The sequence below is a fragment of the Cognatilysobacter segetis genome (genome assembly GCF_004359965.1).
Lineage (GTDB): Bacteria > Pseudomonadota > Gammaproteobacteria > Xanthomonadales > Xanthomonadaceae > Cognatilysobacter > Cognatilysobacter segetis.
This window is the reverse complement of record NZ_SMRQ01000035.1, coordinates 1-15,672: the sequence shown is the minus strand read 5'-3', so window position 1 is coordinate 15,672 and position 15,672 is coordinate 1. Positions and strand designations below refer to the sequence as shown.

The following is a 15,672-nucleotide window of genomic DNA, read 5'->3' as shown; positions in this document are numbered from 1 at the left end:
CGTCCTACCTTCGACGGAACGCAGCGAAGGCGATCCACAGCGCCAGCACCACGAAACAGATGAGCGTCCACACCGGCATCGACTGGCCCAGGAACGTCCACTCGATTTTCGCGCATTGTCCATCGCCGGTCAGGACTTTTCGCACCAGCGCCATGAACGGCAGTGTCTCGCGCAGGAAGGCGAACGGCGGGCCGCAGGACGGTACCTGGTCCGGCGGCAGGTGCTGGATCCACACATGGCGCGCCGCGATCCCGGCGCCGGCGAGCGCGGGAACGAGGGCGAGGATCCCGGCGAACGCGCGCCCACGCGGCCGCTTCGGCCCCACCAGCGCGATTACCAGGCTGACGACACCGAGCGCGATCACCGCGATGCGCTGGAAGATGCACAGCGGGCACGGCGCCAGGTGCAGCACGTGCTCGGCGTACAGCGCGTACGCCATGAGCGCGCAGCAGGCGAGGAAGATCAGGAAGAACTGGGCGCGAAAGGACGCGCGGAACGGATTGAGAGCCATGGTTCGATCGAATCCCCTGAGGCCGCCATGGTCGCAGGGCGGCCGCGGCAACGCAAAGAACGCCGCCTCGACGAAGCGTGCCGTTCAGCGGCGCCGACCGACGCGACCGTCGACATCGGCGCCGGTGTCGGTGCGCCGGCCGGCACCGTCCCGCAAACGCAGAAGCCCCGGCTGGCCGGGGCTTCGCGGGTGCCGACGCGGAGGTCGGCTACGACAGCGTGACGCTTACTGCGCGGCGTCCGGGCGGTCGACCAGCTCGACGTACGCCATCGGGGCGTTGTCGCCGGCGCGGAAGCCGCACTTCAGGATGCGCAGGTAGCCGCCCGGGCGCTCGCGGTAACGCGGGCCGAGCTCGATGAACAGCTTGCCCACCGCTTCCTTGTCGCGCAGGCGCGAGAAGGCGAGGCGGCGATTGGCGACGCCGTCGGTCTTGCCGAGGGTGATGAGCGGCTCGGCGACGCGGCGGAGCTCCTTGGCCTTCGGGAGCGTGGTGCGGATCAGACCGTTCTTGATCAGCGACGCGGCCATGTTCTGGAACATGGCATCGCGATGGGCGCTGGTGCGGCTGAACTTGCGGCCGGCTTTCTGGTGGCGCATGGCGTTGGATTCCTAATGAATGTTGGAACTACTGGGTTTCGCTGTCGCCATCCGGGCGTTGACGCTTGGACTGCGGTTGGTCCGGTTCCGGCCGTCCCTGACCGGATTGCCGCGGGCTTCGAGCCCGTCGGGGTGGTGCGCGAATCCCGCCGGGAAGGCGGGATTCGGGTTTCGCGGCGCCGAATGCTCGGCGCTGCGAGGTGCTGCCAGGCGGGCTCCGGAGGAAGCGGGTTCCTTCCTTGCCCGGCCCGCGCTCGCGGCGCGGGCGTTCCCGATCGCAGAGCGCTTACGCGTTCAAAGCGCGATCGCTCACCCCATCATCCCGTGCGACGCGATACCGGCCGGCGGCCAGTTCTCGAGGCGCATGCCGAGCGACAGGCCACGCTGCGCCAGGACTTCCTTGATCTCGGTGAGCGACTTCTTGCCGAGGTTCGGGGTCTTGAGCAGCTCCACTTCCGTCTTCTGGATCAGGTCGCCGACGTAGTAGATGTTCTCGGCCTTGAGGCAGTTGGCCGAACGCACCGTCAGCTCGAGATCGTCGATCGGACGCAGCAGCAGCGGGTCGACGCCACCGGTCGCCGGCTTCGCCGCACCGCGCTCGCGGTGGGTGAAGTCGCCGAAGACCGACAGCTGGTCGGTGAGGATGTCGGCCGCGGTACGGACGGCTTCCTCGGCATCGATCGTGCCGTTGGTCTCGATGTCCAGAACCAGCTTGTCGAGGTCGGTGCGCTGCTCGACGCGCGCGGCTTCCACCGCGTAGGCGACGCGGCGGACCGGCGAGAAGCTCGCGTCCAGCATCAGGCGACCAATCGCGCGGGTCTCCTCGTCCGGACGGCGACGCGCGGCGGCCGGCTGGTAGCCGTAACCCCGCTCGATCTTCAGGCGCATGTTGAGCGCCGTGTCCTTGGTGAGGTGCGCGACGACGTGGTCGGGATTGATGATCTCGACGTTGTGGTCGGTGCGGATGTCGCCGGCCGTGATGACGCCCGGGCCCGCCTTGTTCAGCGACAGCATGGCGCTGTCACCAGTGTGCATGCGGATGGCGACGTCCTTGAGGTTGAGCAGGACTTCGAGCACGTCCTCCTCGAGGCCTTCGACCGTGGTGTACTCGTGGAGCACGCCATCGATCTCCACCTCGGTGATCGCAAACCCGGGGATAGACGAGAGCAGAACGCGGCGCAGCGCATTGCCGAGGGTGTGACCGTAACCGCGCTCCAGCGGTTCGATGACGACCTTGGCGCGATTGCCGGTCAGGCGCTCGATCTGGGGACCACGCGGGCGCAATACCTGATTGGCGGTAACCGTCATGTTGTGGCTTCTCCTGGGGGCCGGCGTCGTCACGACGGCCCGGAACGGTGATTACTTCGAGTACAACTCGACGATGAGCGCTTCGTTGATGTCCGTCGGCAGGTCAGCGCGGTCCGGGACCGACTTGAACACGCCCGCGAACTTCTTCGCGTCGACTTCGATCCACGACGGCGACAGGTCCATCTGCTGGGCGACCGTGAGGGCCTCCTGCACGCGGAGCTGCTTCTGCGCGCGCTCGGCGAGCGCGATCGCGTCGCCGGCCTTCACCTGGTACGACGGCAGATTGACGATCTTGCCGTTGACGGTGACGCCGCGATGGCTGACGAGCTGGCGAGCGGCGGCGCGGGTGACCGCGAAGCCCATGCGGTAGACGACGTTGTCGAGACGCGTCTCCAGCAGCTGCAGCAGGTTCTCGCCGGTGTTGCCCTTCCGGTTCGACGCCTTCTTGTAGTAGTTGCGGAACTGGCGCTCCAGCAGGCCGTAGATACGCTTGACCTTCTGCTTCTCGCGAAGCTGGGTGGCGTAGTCGGAGAGCTTGCCCTTGCGGGCGGTGGCGCCGTGCTGGCCGGGCTTCTGCTCCAGCTTGCACTTGGAGTCGAGGGCGCGGGCCGGCGACTTGAGGCTGAGGTCGGCGCCTTCGCGACGCGCGAGCTTACAGGTAGGTCCGATATAGCGTGCCATGTCTTATGTCCTCCTCAGACGCGGCGCTTCTTCGGCGGACGGCACCCGTTGTGCGGGATAGGCGTCACGTCGATGATGTTGAGGATCTTGTAGCCGACGTTGTTGAGCGAACGCACGGCCGACTCACGACCCGGACCCGGGCCCTTGATGCGGACTTCCAGCGCCTTGACGCCGTAGTCCAGCGCAGCGCGGCCGGCCTTCTCGGCGGCGACCTGCGCAGCGAACGGGGTCGACTTGCGCGAGCCGCGGAAACCCGCGCCGCCCGACGTCGCCCACGACAGGGCATTACCCTGGCGGTCCGTGATCGTGATGATGGTGTTGTTGAACGAAGCGTGGACGTGCGCGATGCCGTCGGTGACGACGCGCTTGATCTTCTTCTTCGGAGCTTTCGCGGCAGGCTTGGCCATGTCGGTTCCTTACTTCTTGATGGCCTTGCGCGGACCCTTGCGGGTACGGGCATTGGTCCGGGTGCGCTGGCCGCGCAGCGGCAGGCCGCGGCGGTGACGAAGGCCGCGGTAGCAGCCCAGGTCCATCAGGCGCTTGATCGCCATGCCGATCTCGCGACGCAGGTCGCCTTCGACGACGAACTTGCCGATCTCGGCGCGCAGGCGCTCGACCTCGGGCTCGGACAGGTCACGGATCTTCGTCGTCGACTTCACGCCGGCCGACTCACAGACCTGCTTGGAACGGGTACGGCCGATGCCGTAGATGCTCTGCAGCCCCACCCAGACATGCTTCTGGGCAGGCAGGTTTACACCCGCAATACGCGCCATGAGGCGATCTCCAAAACTGATGTGCGCCCGGCTCGCGCCCGGCGGTTGAACTCTCGAGATGAACCCGAAATCTTGTTGTCCCGGCTTGCTATCGGCCGGCGCGGCAAGCCGCATCGACCCGGCATGGGGAGTGTGCCCATGCTCCGGCGACGGATCCCGGCTGTACCGGGCATCGCGGCGAACCGCCCTGCCCGGCCCCGCGCGCTCCTCAGGCGCGCGTATGGCCGATGACCCACCCGTGCGCGGGACTGCCGCCCGGGTCGCCCATCCGCGGCCGCCGAATCGAGGCTCGGCATGCCGCTAGTTGTTCCGTTTCGCCGTCCTGGCCGGGATTCAAACCGGACGGCCGTCCTGGCCGAGCGCAGGCAAGCCGCGCAGCGCGCCATTATGCCAGCAAACCCTCAGGCGTGCACGCCGCGGTCACGTGGCGGCCGTCCCGGGGTCAGCGGCCGCGCGAGCCTCCGCGCAGGTTCGCCTTCTTCAGCAGGCTCTCGTACTGGTGCGACATCAGGTGCGCCTGGATCTGTGCGATGAAGTCCATCACCACCACCACGACGATCAGCAGCGACGTGCCGCCGAAGTAGAACGAGGTGCCGAGCTGGGTCCGCATGATCTCCGGCAGCAGGCAGACCAGCACCATGTACACGGCGCCAGCGGCCGTCAGCCGGGTCAGCACGGCGTCGATGTAGTCCGCGGTCGAGCGGCCGGGCCGGATGCCCGGGATCAAGGCACCGGACTTCTTCAGGTTCTCGGCCGTCTCCTGGGAGTTGAAGACCAGCGCGGTATAGAAGAACGAGAAGCCGATGATGAGCCCCGCGTAGAGCACCATGTGCAGCGGCTCGCCCGGCGACAGCATCTGGCTGAGCTTCAGCAGCCACGACTGCGAGTTGTTCTGGCTGAACCACGTGGCCGCCGTCGCGGGGAACATGACGATGCTCGACGCGAAGATCGCCGGGATCACGCCCGACATGTTGAGCTTCAGCGGCAGGAACGAGGTCTGGTTCTGGTACGCGTTACGGCCGCCTTGGCGCCGCGCGTAGTTCACGGTGATCCGGCGCTGCCCGCGCTCGACGAACACCACGAAGAAGGTGAAGCCGAGCACCAGCGCCACCGTGATCAGTGCCGCCGGCGGGCTCATGTCGCCGTCGCGGAGCTGGCCAAGCATGTTGATCAGCTGGCCCGGGATGCCGGCGACGATGCCGGCGAAGATCAGCAGCGAGATGCCGTTGCCGATGCCGCGCTCGGTGATTTGCTCGCCGAGCCACATGAGGAAGACAGTACCGGCGGTCAGCGCGACGACGGCAGTGAGAACAAAGCCCGGACCGCCCGCGTACACGACCGGCGTGCCGCTGGGGGCAGTGGCGCCCTGCAGCCAGGTCGCGATGCCCCAGGCCTGGAAGACCGCGAGCGGGATCGTGCCCAGGCGCGACCACTGGTTGATCTTCCGCCGGCCGGACTCGCCTTCCTTCTGGATGGCCTTCAGGCTCGGAACGATCTGCGTCAGCAGCTGCACCACGATCGACGCCGAAATGTACGGCGCGACGTTGAGCGCGAACAGGCTCAGGCGGTGCAGTGCACCGCCCGAGAACATGTTGAACATGTCGACGATCGTCCCCTGGCGCTGGGACATGAAGTCGACCATCGCCTGGGGATTCACGCCCGGGACCGGGACGTAGCAGCCGATTCGATAGACGATCAGCGCCGCGACCACGAACAGCAGTCGCTGGCGGAGCTCGGTGAACTTGCCGAGACCGCCACCGAGGCCGGCCATCGAATTGCTGCTACGCGCCATCAGGCCCTTACTCCGAGATCGAACCGCCAGCGGCTTCGATCGCCGCCTTCGCGCCAGCCGTGGCCGACACACCCTTGAGGGTGAAGGCCTTGGTGACTTCGCCCTTCTTCACCACCTTCACCTTCTTCGTGTTGGTCGGGACGAGGCCCGCTTCCTTCAGCGAGGTGATGGTGATTTCGCCGGCTTCAAGACCCTCGAGGGCGTACAGCAGCACCTCGGCGGATTCCTTGGCCGTCGTCGAGCGGAAACCGATCTTCGGCAGGCGACGCTGCATCGGCATCTGACCGCCTTCGAAGCCGGCCTTGATCTTGCCCTTGCCCGACCGGGCGAACGAACCCTTGTGGCCGCGGCCGCAGGTCTTGCCCAGGCCGGAACCGATGCCGCGACCGACGCGCTTGGGCTCGGTACGCGCGCCCTCACCGGGCTGCAGTGTGTTGAGACGCATGGTCGATTACTCCTCGACGCGAACGAGGTAGTGAACCTTGTTGATCAGGCCGCGTACCTGCGGGCTGTCCTTCAGTTCACGCACATCGTTGAGCTTGTTGAGACCCAGCGCGCGCACGGACAGACGATGAATCGACTGCGTGCCGCGAAGACCCTTGACCAGACGGACCTTGACGGTGCCGCCCTCGACAGCCTGGTGCTTAGCCATGGACCAGGTCCTCCACCTTCTTGCCGCGCTTGGCCGCGATCTGCGACGGCGACCGGATATCGGTCAGGCCGCGCATCGTGGCGCGCACGAGGTTGATCGGATTACGCGAACCAACGGCCTTGGCGAGGACGTTCTTGACGCCCGCCGCTTCCAGGACCGCGCGCATTGCACCGCCGGCGATGACGCCCGTACCTTCCGACGCCGGCTGCATGAACACGCGGGCCGCGCCGTGGCCGGCCTTGACCGTGTGCCACAGGGTGCCATTGTTCAGGTCGACGTTCGCCATCGATTTGCGCGCGTGCTCCATCGACTTCTGGATGGCGACCGGCACTTCGCGCGCCTTGCCGTAACCGAAGCCGACCTTCCCGTTGCCGTCGCCCACCACCGTCAGTGCGGTGAAAGTGAACTGGCGGCCGCCCTTGACGGTCTTGCTGACGCGGTTGACCGCGATCAGCTTCTCGATCATGCCGTCGTCGATCTCTTCGCGGTTGCGATCACGATCGCGGCCGCGCTGCTGACGCTCTTCTGCCATTTGAGTATCTCGGTAGTTGAAAGGACTTGCGGCTTGGCCGCTTATCATTGTGGTTTACCGCGGGTGCACCGACGGCGCGGGAATCCGCGCCGTCGCCCGATGCCAGCCGCATCGGCGGGTCGAACGGCGAGCCGTTCTTAGAACTGAAGGCCACCCTCGCGGGCCGCGTCGGCGAGCGCCTTGATGCGGCCGTGGAAGCGGTAACCCGAGCGGTCGAACGCGACCTTCTCGATACCGGCGGCCTTGGCCTTCTCGGCGATGATGCGACCGACCTTGGCGGCGGCGTCGGCGTTCTTGCCGTTCTTCAGGCCATCGCGGACGTCGGCCTGGAGCGTGGAGGCCGAAGCGAGCACCTTCGAACCGTCGGCGTTGAACACCTGCGCGTACAGGTGCTGGCCCGTGCGCAGCACGGAGAGGCGCGCGACGCCGAGCGTGCGGATGTGCGAACGCGTCGACTTGGCGCGGCGCAGGCGAGCGATTTTCTTCTGCATGGTCTTGTCCTCGAAAGCTGAAGGTCTGGAACGACACCCGCGCAGCGCGCAGGTGTCGTGCGGGGATCCGCTTAGGCCTTCTTGGCTTCCTTACGAATGATCACTTCGCCGGCGTACTTCACACCCTTGCCCTTGTAGGGCTCCGGCGGACGGAAGCCGCGAATCTTGGCCGCCACTTCGCCGACGCGCTGCTTGTCGGCGCCCGCGACGAGGATTTCGGTCTGCGTCGGGGTGGTGATGGTGATGCCTTCCGGCGCCGGGAACACGACCGGGTGCGAGAAGCCCAACGCGAGGTTGAGGTCCTTGCCCGACATCGAGGCACGGTAACCGACGCCGACGAGCTCGAGCTTGCGCTCGAAGCCTTCGGAGACGCCCTTGACCATGTTGGCCAGGATCGCGCGCAGCGTACCGGTAAGCGGGATCAGCGCCGCATCTTCGGTCACGAAGAGGGCGTTGCCGTCCTCCACCTTGACGTCGATGGCGGCCGGCTTCGGCACGGACAGCGTGCCCTTCGGGCCCTTGGCGCTGACGGAATCAGCCTGGACATTCAGCTCGACGCCCTTCGGGAGGGCGACCGGCTTCTTGGCAACTCGGGACATGGTTATTCCTCCCTTAGGCCACGAAGCACAGGACCTCACCGCCGACGCCCTGCTGGCGCGCCTGCGCATCGGTCATGATGCCCTTCGAGGTGGAGATGATGGCGACGCCGAGGCCGTTGAGGACCTTGGGCAGCTCCGACTTGCCGCGGTACTGGCGGCGACCCGAACGCGAGAAGCGCTCGAGACGCTCGATGACCGGACGGCCTTCGTAGTACTTGAGGGTCACTTCGAGCTCGGTCTTACCCGGACCCGCTTCCGCGGTGCGGTAGTCGAGGATGTAGCCCTCGTCCTTCAGCACGCCGGCGATGGCGACCTTGATCTTGGACGACGGCATCTTCACCGTCTGCTTCCGAACAGCGGCCGCATTCTTGATGCGGACCAGCATGTCGGCGATGGGATCAGTCATGCTCATGAGAGTTTCCTTATGAGAAGCACCGATATCCGCGCGATTGCGAATTTCAGTTGTGGACCGCGGCGAAAGGCTCCGCCGCGGCTGAGCCGGCTATCTTACCAGCTTGCCTTGCGCAGGCCCGGGACGTCGCCGCCCATCGTAGCCTTGCGAAGCATGTTGCGGCCGAGGCCGAACTTGCGGTAGACGCCGCGCGGGCGGCCCGACAGCGCGCAACGATTGCGCTGGCGGCAGGGCGAGGAGTCACGCGGCAGCTTCTGGAGCTTGACGACCGCGTCCATCTTTTCCTCGTACGAGGCGGTGGTGCTGGCGATGATCTTCTTGAGCTCGTCGCGCTTCGCGCCGTGGCGCTTGGCGAGCTTCGCGCGCTTGATCTCGCGGTTGACCATGGAGGTCTTGGCCATGTCTGTCGTCCTGTGGGATCAGTTGCGGAACGGGAAGCGGAAGGCTTCGAGCAGCGCCTTGGCCTCGGCATCGGTCTTCGCGGTCGTCGTGATCGCGATGTCCATGCCGCGCAGTGCGTCGACCTGGTCGAAATCGATTTCCGGGAAGATGATCTGTTCCTTGACGCCCATGTTGTAGTTGCCACGGCCATCGAAGGACTTGCCCGACACGCCCCGGAAGTCGCGGACGCGCGGCAGCGAGATGTTCACCAGGCGGTCGAGGAACTCGAACATCTTGGCGCGGCGCAGGGTGACCTTGGCGCCGATCGGCCAGCCGTCGCGGATCTTGAACGAAGCCACCGACACGCGGCTCTTCGTGACGATCGGCTTCTGGCCCGAAATCTTGGTCATGTCGGCGACCGCGTTTTCGAGGATCTTCTTGTTCGTCGCGGCCTCGCCCACGCCCATGTTGAGCGTGATCTTGACCAGGCGCGGCACTTCCATCGGGTTCTTGTAGCCGAACTTCTGGATGAGCTGCGGGACGACTTCGTCCTTGTAGAACTTTTCGAGACGGGTGGTCATTTCAGCATTCCTCAGGCGTCAACCGCCTCACCGCTGGAGCGGAACACACGCAGTTTGCGTCCATCCTCCAGCACCTTGAAAGCAACGCGCTCGCCCTTGCCCGTGGCCGGGTTGAGGATCATCACGTTGGACGCGTGGATCGGCGCTTCGCGCTCGACGATGCCACCGGGCTGACCCGCCTGCGGGTTCGGCTTGGTGTGGCGCTTCACCACGTTGACGTTGGACACGACGACCTTGTCGCCGAGCACGCGGACGATCTCGCCCTGCTTGCCCTTGTCCTTGCCGGTAATCACGACGACCTGGTCGCCCTTGCGGATACGATTCATTTCAAGTCCTCCGCTCAGAGCACTTCAGGGGCGAGCGACACGATCTTCATGAACTTCTCGGTGCGCAGCTCGCGCGTCACCGGTCCGAAGATGCGGGTGCCGATCGGCTCCTGCTTGTTGTTGAGCAGCACGGCGGCATTGCCGTCGAAGCGGATCAGCGAGCCGTCGGGGCGACGGACGCCCTTGCGGGTGCGGACCACGACGGCGTCATAGACGTCGCCCTTCTTCACCTTGCCGCGCGGAATGGCGTCCTTCACGGACACCTTGATGATGTCGCCGATGCCGGCATAACGGCGCTTCGAGCCGCCCAGCACCTTGATGCACATCACTTCCTTTGCGCCGGAGTTGTCGGCCACGTCGAGGTAGCTCTGCATCTGGATCATGTTTCGCTCTCCTCTTAACCGGCCGCGCGGGTGACGATCTGCACCACGCGCCAGTTCTTGGTCTTCGACATCGGCGCGCATTCGACGACGCGGACGACGTCGCCTTCGTTGCAGGCGTTGTCGGCGTCATGCGCGTGCAGCTTGGTCGAGCGGCGGATGTACTTGCCGTACAGCGCGTGCTTGACCTGGCGCTCGACGAGCACGGTGACGGTCTTGTCCATCTTGTTGCTGAGGACGCGACCTTCGACCGTGCGAATCGCCTTCTCTGTGTTGTTGTCGGTCATGGCGGGTCCTTACTTCTGGTTCTGGCCCAGCAGCGTCTTCGTGCGAGCGATCTCGCGACGGACGCGGCGGACTTCATGGCTCTTGGCGAGCTGGCCCGTGGCCTGCTGCATGCGGAGCGCGAAACGCTCCTTGTGCAGGTCGGTCAGGTGGGTGTTCAGCTCGTCGGCCGACTTGGTACGGAGTTCCTTGAGTTCCATCAGCGCACCGTGCGGGTAACGAAGGAGGTGGTCACGGAGAGCTTCGCGGCGGCGAGGCGGAAGGCCTCACGGGCCACTTCCTCGCTGACGCCCTCGATCTCGTAGATCATGCGGCCGGGCTGGATCTGAGCGACCCAGTACTCGACGTTGCCCTTACCGGAGCCCATTCGGACTTCGATCGGCTTCTGCGTGATCGGCTTGTCGGGGAACACGCGGATCCACATCTTGCCGCCGCGCTTGACGTAGCGGCTGATCGCGCGGCGGGCCGCTTCGATCTGACGCGCGGTGAGCTGGCCGTGGGCGGTCGCCTTGAGGCCGAACTCGCCGAAGCTGACGGCGTTGCCGCTCCACGCCAGGCCGTCGTTGCGGCCCTTGTGCATCTTGCGGAATTTGGTTCGCTTGGGTTGCAGCATGGCGGATTACCTCTGCTCGCGGTCGCGACGATCACGACGATCGCCACGGTCACCGCGCTCGGAGCGCTCGCCGCGCGGCGACGAGGACTCTTCCTGCTTTTCCTGGCCGACCTGGGAGAAATCGAAGATCTCGCCCTTGTAGATCCAGGTCTTGATTCCGATGATCCCGTACGTGGTCTTCGCTTCGGCGAAGCCGTAGTCGATATCGGCGCGGAGGGTGTGCAGCGGCACGCGGCCTTCGCGGTACCACTCCGAACGGGCGATTTCAGCACCGTTGAGGCGGCCGGCGACGTTGACCTTGATACCGAGCGCACCGAGGCGCATCGCGTTGCCGACGGCACGCTTCATCGCGCGACGGAACATGATGCGGCGCTCGAGCTGCTGCGCGATCGACTCGGCGACCAGCTGCGCGTCGAGCTCGGGCTTGCGGACTTCCGAAACGTTGATGTGCGCCGGGACGCCCATCACGTCGCTGACCTCGCGGCGCAGCTTCTCGATGTCCTCGCCACGCTTGCCGATCACCACGCCCGGACGGGCGGTGTGGATCGTGACGCGCGCGTTGTTGGCCGGGCGCTCGATCAGGATCTTCGAGATGCCGGCGGCCGCCAGCTTCTTGCGCAGCAGCTCACGCACGCGCAGGTCGGCGGCGAGGTAGCTGCCGTACTGCTTCTTGTTGGCGAACCACTTCGAGTTCCAGTCCTTGGCGATGCCCAGGCGGATACCGGTGGGATGAACTTTATGACCCATTAGTCTGCTCCGCCTTACTTGCCTGCGCCCACGACCACAGTGATGTGGCTGGTGCGCTTGAGGATGCGGGTGCCGCGGCCCTTGGCCCGCGCCATGAAGCGCTTCAGCGTCGGACCTTCGTCGACCATGATGGTCTTGACGCGCAGGTCGTCGGCATCCGCGCCGAGGTTGTTCTCGGCGTTCGAGGCAGCGGAGAACACGACCTTGTAGATCATGCCCGCGACCTTCTTGTCGGAGAACTTGAGCAGGCTCAGGGCGCGCTCGACCGGCAGGCCACGGACCTGGTCGGCGACGAGACGGGCCTTCTGGGGGGAGATGCGCGCGCTGCGCAGGATGGCTTTCGCTTCCATGGTCATCTCCTTACTTGGACTTCTTGTCCGCGACATGGCCCTTGAACGTCCGGGTCATGGCGAACTCGCCGAGCTTGTGGCCAACCATGTTCTCGTTGATGAGAACCGGGATGTGGTTCTTCCCGTTATGGACGGCGATCGTGAAGCCGATCATTTCCGGCAGCACGGTCGAACGACGCGACCAGGTCTTGATCGGCTTCTTGTTGTTGCCCGCGGTCTCCACCTTCTTGATGAGGTGGTGATCGGTGAACGGGCCCTTCTTGAGTGAACGTGGCATGGCCGATTAGCTCCTGCGGTCGCGAACGATGAACTGCTGCGTCCGCTTGTTCTTGCGGGTCTTGTAACCCTTGGTCGGGACGCCCCACGGCGTGACCGGGTGCGGATTACCCTGGCCGGCCTTGGCCTCACCACCACCGTGCGGGTGGTCGACCGGGTTCATGGCAGCGCCACGGACGGTCGGGCGGACACCGCGCCAGCGCTTCGCACCGGCCTTGCCCAGCTTCTCGAGGTTGTGCTCGTCGTTGCCGACTTCGCCGATCGTCGCGCAGCACTCGGCCGGAACCTTGCGCATTTCGCCCGAACGCAGGCGGAGCGTGGCGTAGCCCTGCTCGCGAGCGACCAGCTGCACGCCGGCGCCGGCGGCGCGGGCCAGCTGCGCACCCTTGCCCGGCTTCATCTCGATGCAATGCACCGTGGAACCGACCGGGATGTTGGTCAGCGGCAGCGTGTTGCCGACGCGGATCGGCGCATCACGGCCCGCGAGGACCTGGTCGCCATCCTTCAGGCCCTTCGGCGCGATGATGTAACGGCGCTCACCGTCGACGTAGCACAGCAGCGCGATGTGCGCGGTGCGGTTGGGGTCGTACTCGATCCGCTCGACGCGGGCCGGGATACCGACCTTGTCGCGCTTGAAGTCGATGATGCGGTAATGCTGCTTGTGGCCACCGCCGACGTGACGCGTCGTGATGCGGCCGTGGTGGTTGCGACCACCGGTCTTGCCCTGCTTCTCCACGAGGCCCTGGTACGGGTCGCCCTTGTGGAGGCCGGGGGTCACCACGCGGACCGCGCTACGGCGGCCGGCGGAGGTGGGCTTGAAGGTCATCAATGGCATCGATCTATCCTCAGGCCGTAGCCATCACGTCGATGGACTGGCCTTCGGCCAGCGTGACGTAGGCCTTGCGCCAGTCGGCGCGGCGGCCCATGCGGAACTTGAAGGCCTTGTTCTTGCCCTTCACGTTGACCACGTTGACCGAGCGGACGTTCACGCCGAAAAGCTTTTCGACGGCCGCCTTGATCTCGAGCTTGTTGGCCTCGGTGGAGACTTCGAACACGTACTGGTTCGAGACTTCCTGCAGGCGCGCGGTCTTCTCGGAGATGCGCGGCGCACGGATGATGCTGTAGAGCTTGGCGTCGTTCATGCCAGCCACTCCTCGATCTTCTTGACCGCGTCGGCCGTGACCACGACCGAATCGGCGCCGACGAGCGTCACCGGGTCGAGGCCCTGCACGTCACGCACTTCGACGTACGGCAGGTTGCGCGCGGACAGGTACAGGTTTTCGGTCGCGTCCTCGGTGACGAGGAGCGGACGGCGGCCCGTGCCGAGATCCTTGAGCTTGGCGATCAGACCCTTGGTCTTCGGCGCGTCGAGCTCGAGGGTGTCGACGACGGACAGGCGGCCCTGGCGGTTGAGCTCCGACAGGATCGCGGCCATCGCGGCGCGATACATCTTGCGGTTGACCTTCTGCGCGAAGCTACGCGGCTTGGCCGCGAAGGTCACGCCGCCGCCGACGAAGATCGGAGCCGTCAGCGCGCCATGACGCGCACCGCCGCCCTTCTGCTTCTTCGACTTCTTGGTCGTGCCGTTGACTTCCGAACGCGTCTTCTGGGCCTTGGTGCCCGAGCGACCGGCGTTACGGTAGGCGACGACGACCTGGTGGACCAGGTCTTCGCTGAAATCACGACCGAAGATGGCGTCGGAGACCGAAACCGTCTTGTCGCTGTTGTTGATGGCGAGTTCCATCGTGATTCTCCTTAGCCCTTGCTCGTCGGGCGGACGATGACGTCGCCACCCGGCGCACCCGGGATCGCACCCTTGACCGCGATCAGGCCGCGCTCGGCGTCCACGCGGACGACCTCGAGGCGCTGGATCGACTTGGTCTCGGCGCCCATGTGGCCCGACATCTTCTTGCCCGGGACCACGCGGCCCGGCGTCTGGCGCTGGCCGATCGAGCCCGGCGAGCGATGCGAGAGCGAGTTACCGTGGGTGGCGTCACCCATGGTGAAGTTCCAGCGCTTGATCGTGCCCTGGAAGCCCTTGCCCTTGCTCACGCCCTGGACGTCGACCAGCTGGCCCGGGGTGAAGATGTCGGCCTTGATTTCGCCACCGACTTCGAAACCCGAGATCGCGTCGTCGCCGACACGCAGCTCCCACAGGCCGCGACCGCCTTCGACCTTCGCCTTGGCGAGGTGACCGGCTTCCGGCTTGGTGAGCAGCGATGCGCGACGCACGCCGACGGTGACCTGCACGGCGCTGTAGCCGTCCGTTTCCGGGGTCTTGATCTGGGTGATGCGGTTCGGCGTCGCTTCGATCAGCGTCACCGGCACCGACTTGCCGTCTTCCAGGAAGACGCGGCTCATGCCGGCCTTGCGACCGACAATGCCCAACGAATACTTCTTCGCGGTCATGGTGGGAGGCCTCAGGTCAGCTTGATCTGGACGTCGACGCCGGCCGCGAGCTCAAGCTTCATGAGCGCGTCCACGGTCTTGTCGTTCGGATCGACGATGTCGAGCACGCGCTTGTGCGTGCGGGTCTCGTACTGGTCACGCGCATCCTTGTCGGCATGCGGGGAGACGAGGATGGTGTAGCGCTCGATCTTGGTCGGCAGCGGGATCGGGCCGCGCACTTGCGCGCCGGTCCGCTTGGCCGTCTCGACGATCTCGCTGGCCGAGCGATCGATCAGGCGATGATCGTACGCTTTGAGCCGGATTCGGATCTTCTGGTCCGCCATGACGGTATTCCTTGATTAAAGAGCGACGGACACGGCGGCTTCATGCGCCGGGCCCCACGGTGGCCGCGTACCTCAACCTTGCGGCCGGTGACACGCGTAAAACAAAGCGAGCCGGTTTCCCGGCTCGCCAGACAGAAAAGTATAAGGCGCGTGAAGCATCGCGGCAAGCAGCTTTCGGCTGCGACCGGTGCGACACACGACGCTTCCCTGTCGGGCGAATACGAGTGGCGTCCTGCCCCTCATTTCGCTGTCGATCCCACCGGACGAGGCCGGGGGACCGCGATTCTAACCTGCCTGCGAAGGCGGCGTAAAGACCCCGCCGGACTCCGCCTGCTCCCGTGTGCCCGCCGAAGCGGGCGCCCGGGTCCGCCTCCCCGAAGCGGCGGAAGACGGCATCGACCGCCTGGGCCGCAGCCCGGGCGGTCTTTTACCTTACTTGACGATCTTCGCCACGACGCCGGCGCCGACCGTACGGCCGCCTTCGCGGATCGCGAAGCGCAGGCCTTCGTCCATCGCCACCGGGTTGATCAGCGACACCACCATCTTCACGTTGTCGCCCGGCATCACCATCTCCACGCCCTCGGGGAGGGTCACGGCGCCCGTGATGTCCGTCGTGCGGAAGTAGAACTGCGGACGGTAGCCCTTGAAGAACG

Annotated in this window: 29 protein-coding genes; all 29 read right to left on the bottom strand. The window is 65.8% G+C overall.

Features of this window, described 5'->3' with window-relative positions:
• Positions 1 to 4: 4 nt before the first annotated feature.
• The gene (locus tag E4F61_RS09285) at positions 5 to 511 is read right to left on the bottom strand and encodes a disulfide bond formation protein B (protein WP_133479386.1); all 507 of its coding nucleotides are present in this window, start codon (positions 509 to 511) and stop codon (positions 5 to 7) included.
• 225 nt (positions 512 to 736) lie between these two features.
• A complete protein-coding gene (rplQ, locus tag E4F61_RS09280; RefSeq protein WP_133479385.1) occupies positions 737 to 1,108 on the bottom strand; it encodes a 50S ribosomal protein L17 in 372 nt (123 codons plus the stop codon).
• Positions 1,109 to 1,417: 309 nt separating this feature from the next.
• Entirely contained in the window at positions 1,418 to 2,416 is a 999-nt protein-coding gene (locus E4F61_RS09275) for a DNA-directed RNA polymerase subunit alpha (RefSeq protein WP_133479384.1), read from the bottom strand.
• Between the two features lie 51 nt (positions 2,417 to 2,467).
• Positions 2,468 to 3,097, bottom strand: coding sequence for a 30S ribosomal protein S4 (gene rpsD / locus E4F61_RS09270; protein ID WP_133479383.1), 630 nt, complete (start codon positions 3,095 to 3,097; stop codon positions 2,468 to 2,470).
• Between the two features lie 14 nt (positions 3,098 to 3,111).
• Entirely contained in the window at positions 3,112 to 3,504 is a 393-nt protein-coding gene (gene rpsK / locus E4F61_RS09265) for a 30S ribosomal protein S11 (protein ID WP_133479382.1), read from the bottom strand.
• 9 nt (positions 3,505 to 3,513) lie between these two features.
• Positions 3,514 to 3,870: a 30S ribosomal protein S13 gene (gene rpsM / locus E4F61_RS09260; RefSeq protein ID WP_133479381.1), complete on the bottom strand. Its 357-nt coding sequence runs from the start codon at positions 3,868 to 3,870 to the stop codon at positions 3,514 to 3,516.
• A gap of 442 nt (positions 3,871 to 4,312) precedes the next feature.
• Entirely contained in the window at positions 4,313 to 5,641 is a 1,329-nt protein-coding gene (gene secY, locus E4F61_RS09255; protein WP_425480140.1) for a preprotein translocase subunit SecY, read from the bottom strand.
• A 28-nt stretch (positions 5,642 to 5,669) separates the two neighbouring features.
• Positions 5,670 to 6,107: a 50S ribosomal protein L15 gene (gene rplO, locus E4F61_RS09250; protein WP_133479379.1), complete on the bottom strand. Its 438-nt coding sequence runs from the start codon at positions 6,105 to 6,107 to the stop codon at positions 5,670 to 5,672.
• A 6-nt stretch (positions 6,108 to 6,113) separates the two neighbouring features.
• Complete coding sequence (gene rpmD, locus E4F61_RS09245; RefSeq protein ID WP_133479378.1) at positions 6,114 to 6,314, bottom strand: 50S ribosomal protein L30; 201 nt, start codon at positions 6,312 to 6,314, stop codon at positions 6,114 to 6,116.
• The gene (gene rpsE, locus E4F61_RS09240; protein ID WP_133479377.1) at positions 6,307 to 6,846 is read right to left on the bottom strand and encodes a 30S ribosomal protein S5; all 540 of its coding nucleotides are present in this window, start codon (positions 6,844 to 6,846) and stop codon (positions 6,307 to 6,309) included. Before rpsE ends, rpmD begins: the two co-directional genes overlap by 8 nt.
• Positions 6,847 to 6,983: 137 nt before the next feature.
• Entirely contained in the window at positions 6,984 to 7,337 is a 354-nt protein-coding gene (gene rplR, locus E4F61_RS09235; protein WP_133479376.1) for a 50S ribosomal protein L18, read from the bottom strand.
• A 71-nt stretch (positions 7,338 to 7,408) separates the two neighbouring features.
• Entirely contained in the window at positions 7,409 to 7,936 is a 528-nt protein-coding gene (gene rplF / locus E4F61_RS09230) for a 50S ribosomal protein L6 (protein WP_133479375.1), read from the bottom strand.
• A 13-nt stretch (positions 7,937 to 7,949) separates the two neighbouring features.
• Positions 7,950 to 8,348, bottom strand: a complete 399-nt coding sequence (rpsH, locus tag E4F61_RS09225) for a 30S ribosomal protein S8 (protein WP_133479374.1) — start codon at positions 8,346 to 8,348, stop codon at positions 7,950 to 7,952.
• A gap of 95 nt (positions 8,349 to 8,443) precedes the next feature.
• Entirely contained in the window at positions 8,444 to 8,749 is a 306-nt protein-coding gene (gene rpsN / locus E4F61_RS09220) for a 30S ribosomal protein S14 (RefSeq protein ID WP_133479373.1), read from the bottom strand.
• A gap of 18 nt (positions 8,750 to 8,767) precedes the next feature.
• Positions 8,768 to 9,310: a 50S ribosomal protein L5 gene (gene rplE, locus E4F61_RS09215; protein ID WP_133479372.1), complete on the bottom strand. Its 543-nt coding sequence runs from the start codon at positions 9,308 to 9,310 to the stop codon at positions 8,768 to 8,770.
• Between the two features lie 11 nt (positions 9,311 to 9,321).
• Entirely contained in the window at positions 9,322 to 9,636 is a 315-nt protein-coding gene (gene rplX / locus E4F61_RS09210) for a 50S ribosomal protein L24 (protein WP_133479371.1), read from the bottom strand.
• A 14-nt stretch (positions 9,637 to 9,650) separates the two neighbouring features.
• Positions 9,651 to 10,019: a 50S ribosomal protein L14 gene (rplN, locus tag E4F61_RS09205; RefSeq protein ID WP_027082417.1), complete on the bottom strand. Its 369-nt coding sequence runs from the start codon at positions 10,017 to 10,019 to the stop codon at positions 9,651 to 9,653.
• A 14-nt stretch (positions 10,020 to 10,033) separates the two neighbouring features.
• On the bottom strand, positions 10,034 to 10,303 hold the full coding sequence (gene rpsQ / locus E4F61_RS09200; protein WP_133479370.1) for a 30S ribosomal protein S17: 270 nt from the start codon (positions 10,301 to 10,303) through the stop codon (positions 10,034 to 10,036).
• Positions 10,304 to 10,312: 9 nt separating this feature from the next.
• Positions 10,313 to 10,501 carry a 50S ribosomal protein L29 gene (gene rpmC / locus E4F61_RS09195; RefSeq protein ID WP_133479369.1) on the bottom strand — a complete coding sequence of 63 codons (189 nt, stop codon included), beginning with the start codon at positions 10,499 to 10,501 and terminating at the stop codon, positions 10,313 to 10,315.
• Positions 10,501 to 10,914 carry a 50S ribosomal protein L16 gene (gene rplP, locus E4F61_RS09190; protein ID WP_133479368.1) on the bottom strand — a complete coding sequence of 138 codons (414 nt, stop codon included), beginning with the start codon at positions 10,912 to 10,914 and terminating at the stop codon, positions 10,501 to 10,503. Before rplP ends, rpmC begins: the two co-directional genes overlap by 1 nt.
• A gap of 6 nt (positions 10,915 to 10,920) precedes the next feature.
• On the bottom strand, positions 10,921 to 11,661 hold the full coding sequence (rpsC, locus tag E4F61_RS09185; protein WP_133479367.1) for a 30S ribosomal protein S3: 741 nt from the start codon (positions 11,659 to 11,661) through the stop codon (positions 10,921 to 10,923).
• Positions 11,662 to 11,675: 14 nt separating this feature from the next.
• Entirely contained in the window at positions 11,676 to 12,011 is a 336-nt protein-coding gene (rplV, locus tag E4F61_RS09180; protein ID WP_027082412.1) for a 50S ribosomal protein L22, read from the bottom strand.
• 10 nt (positions 12,012 to 12,021) lie between these two features.
• The gene (rpsS, locus tag E4F61_RS09175) at positions 12,022 to 12,288 is read right to left on the bottom strand and encodes a 30S ribosomal protein S19 (RefSeq protein ID WP_133479366.1); all 267 of its coding nucleotides are present in this window, start codon (positions 12,286 to 12,288) and stop codon (positions 12,022 to 12,024) included.
• A 6-nt stretch (positions 12,289 to 12,294) separates the two neighbouring features.
• Positions 12,295 to 13,122, bottom strand: a complete 828-nt coding sequence (gene rplB / locus E4F61_RS09170; protein ID WP_133479365.1) for a 50S ribosomal protein L2 — start codon at positions 13,120 to 13,122, stop codon at positions 12,295 to 12,297.
• A 10-nt stretch (positions 13,123 to 13,132) separates the two neighbouring features.
• Positions 13,133 to 13,429, bottom strand: coding sequence for a 50S ribosomal protein L23 (gene rplW, locus E4F61_RS09165; RefSeq protein WP_133479364.1), 297 nt, complete (start codon positions 13,427 to 13,429; stop codon positions 13,133 to 13,135).
• On the bottom strand, positions 13,426 to 14,031 hold the full coding sequence (rplD, locus tag E4F61_RS09160) for a 50S ribosomal protein L4 (RefSeq protein ID WP_133479363.1): 606 nt from the start codon (positions 14,029 to 14,031) through the stop codon (positions 13,426 to 13,428). The genes rplW and rplD overlap by 4 nt, the downstream gene beginning before the upstream one ends.
• Before the next feature lie 11 nt (positions 14,032 to 14,042).
• Positions 14,043 to 14,696 carry a 50S ribosomal protein L3 gene (rplC, locus tag E4F61_RS09155; protein WP_133479362.1) on the bottom strand — a complete coding sequence of 218 codons (654 nt, stop codon included), beginning with the start codon at positions 14,694 to 14,696 and terminating at the stop codon, positions 14,043 to 14,045.
• Positions 14,697 to 14,707: 11 nt separating this feature from the next.
• Positions 14,708 to 15,019, bottom strand: coding sequence for a 30S ribosomal protein S10 (gene rpsJ, locus E4F61_RS09150; protein ID WP_014161383.1), 312 nt, complete (start codon positions 15,017 to 15,019; stop codon positions 14,708 to 14,710).
• Positions 15,020 to 15,451: 432 nt separating this feature from the next.
• The coding region (locus E4F61_RS09145) for an EF-Tu C-terminal domain-related protein (RefSeq protein WP_484482000.1) at positions 15,452 to 15,672 on the bottom strand (221 nt) is incomplete at its 5' end.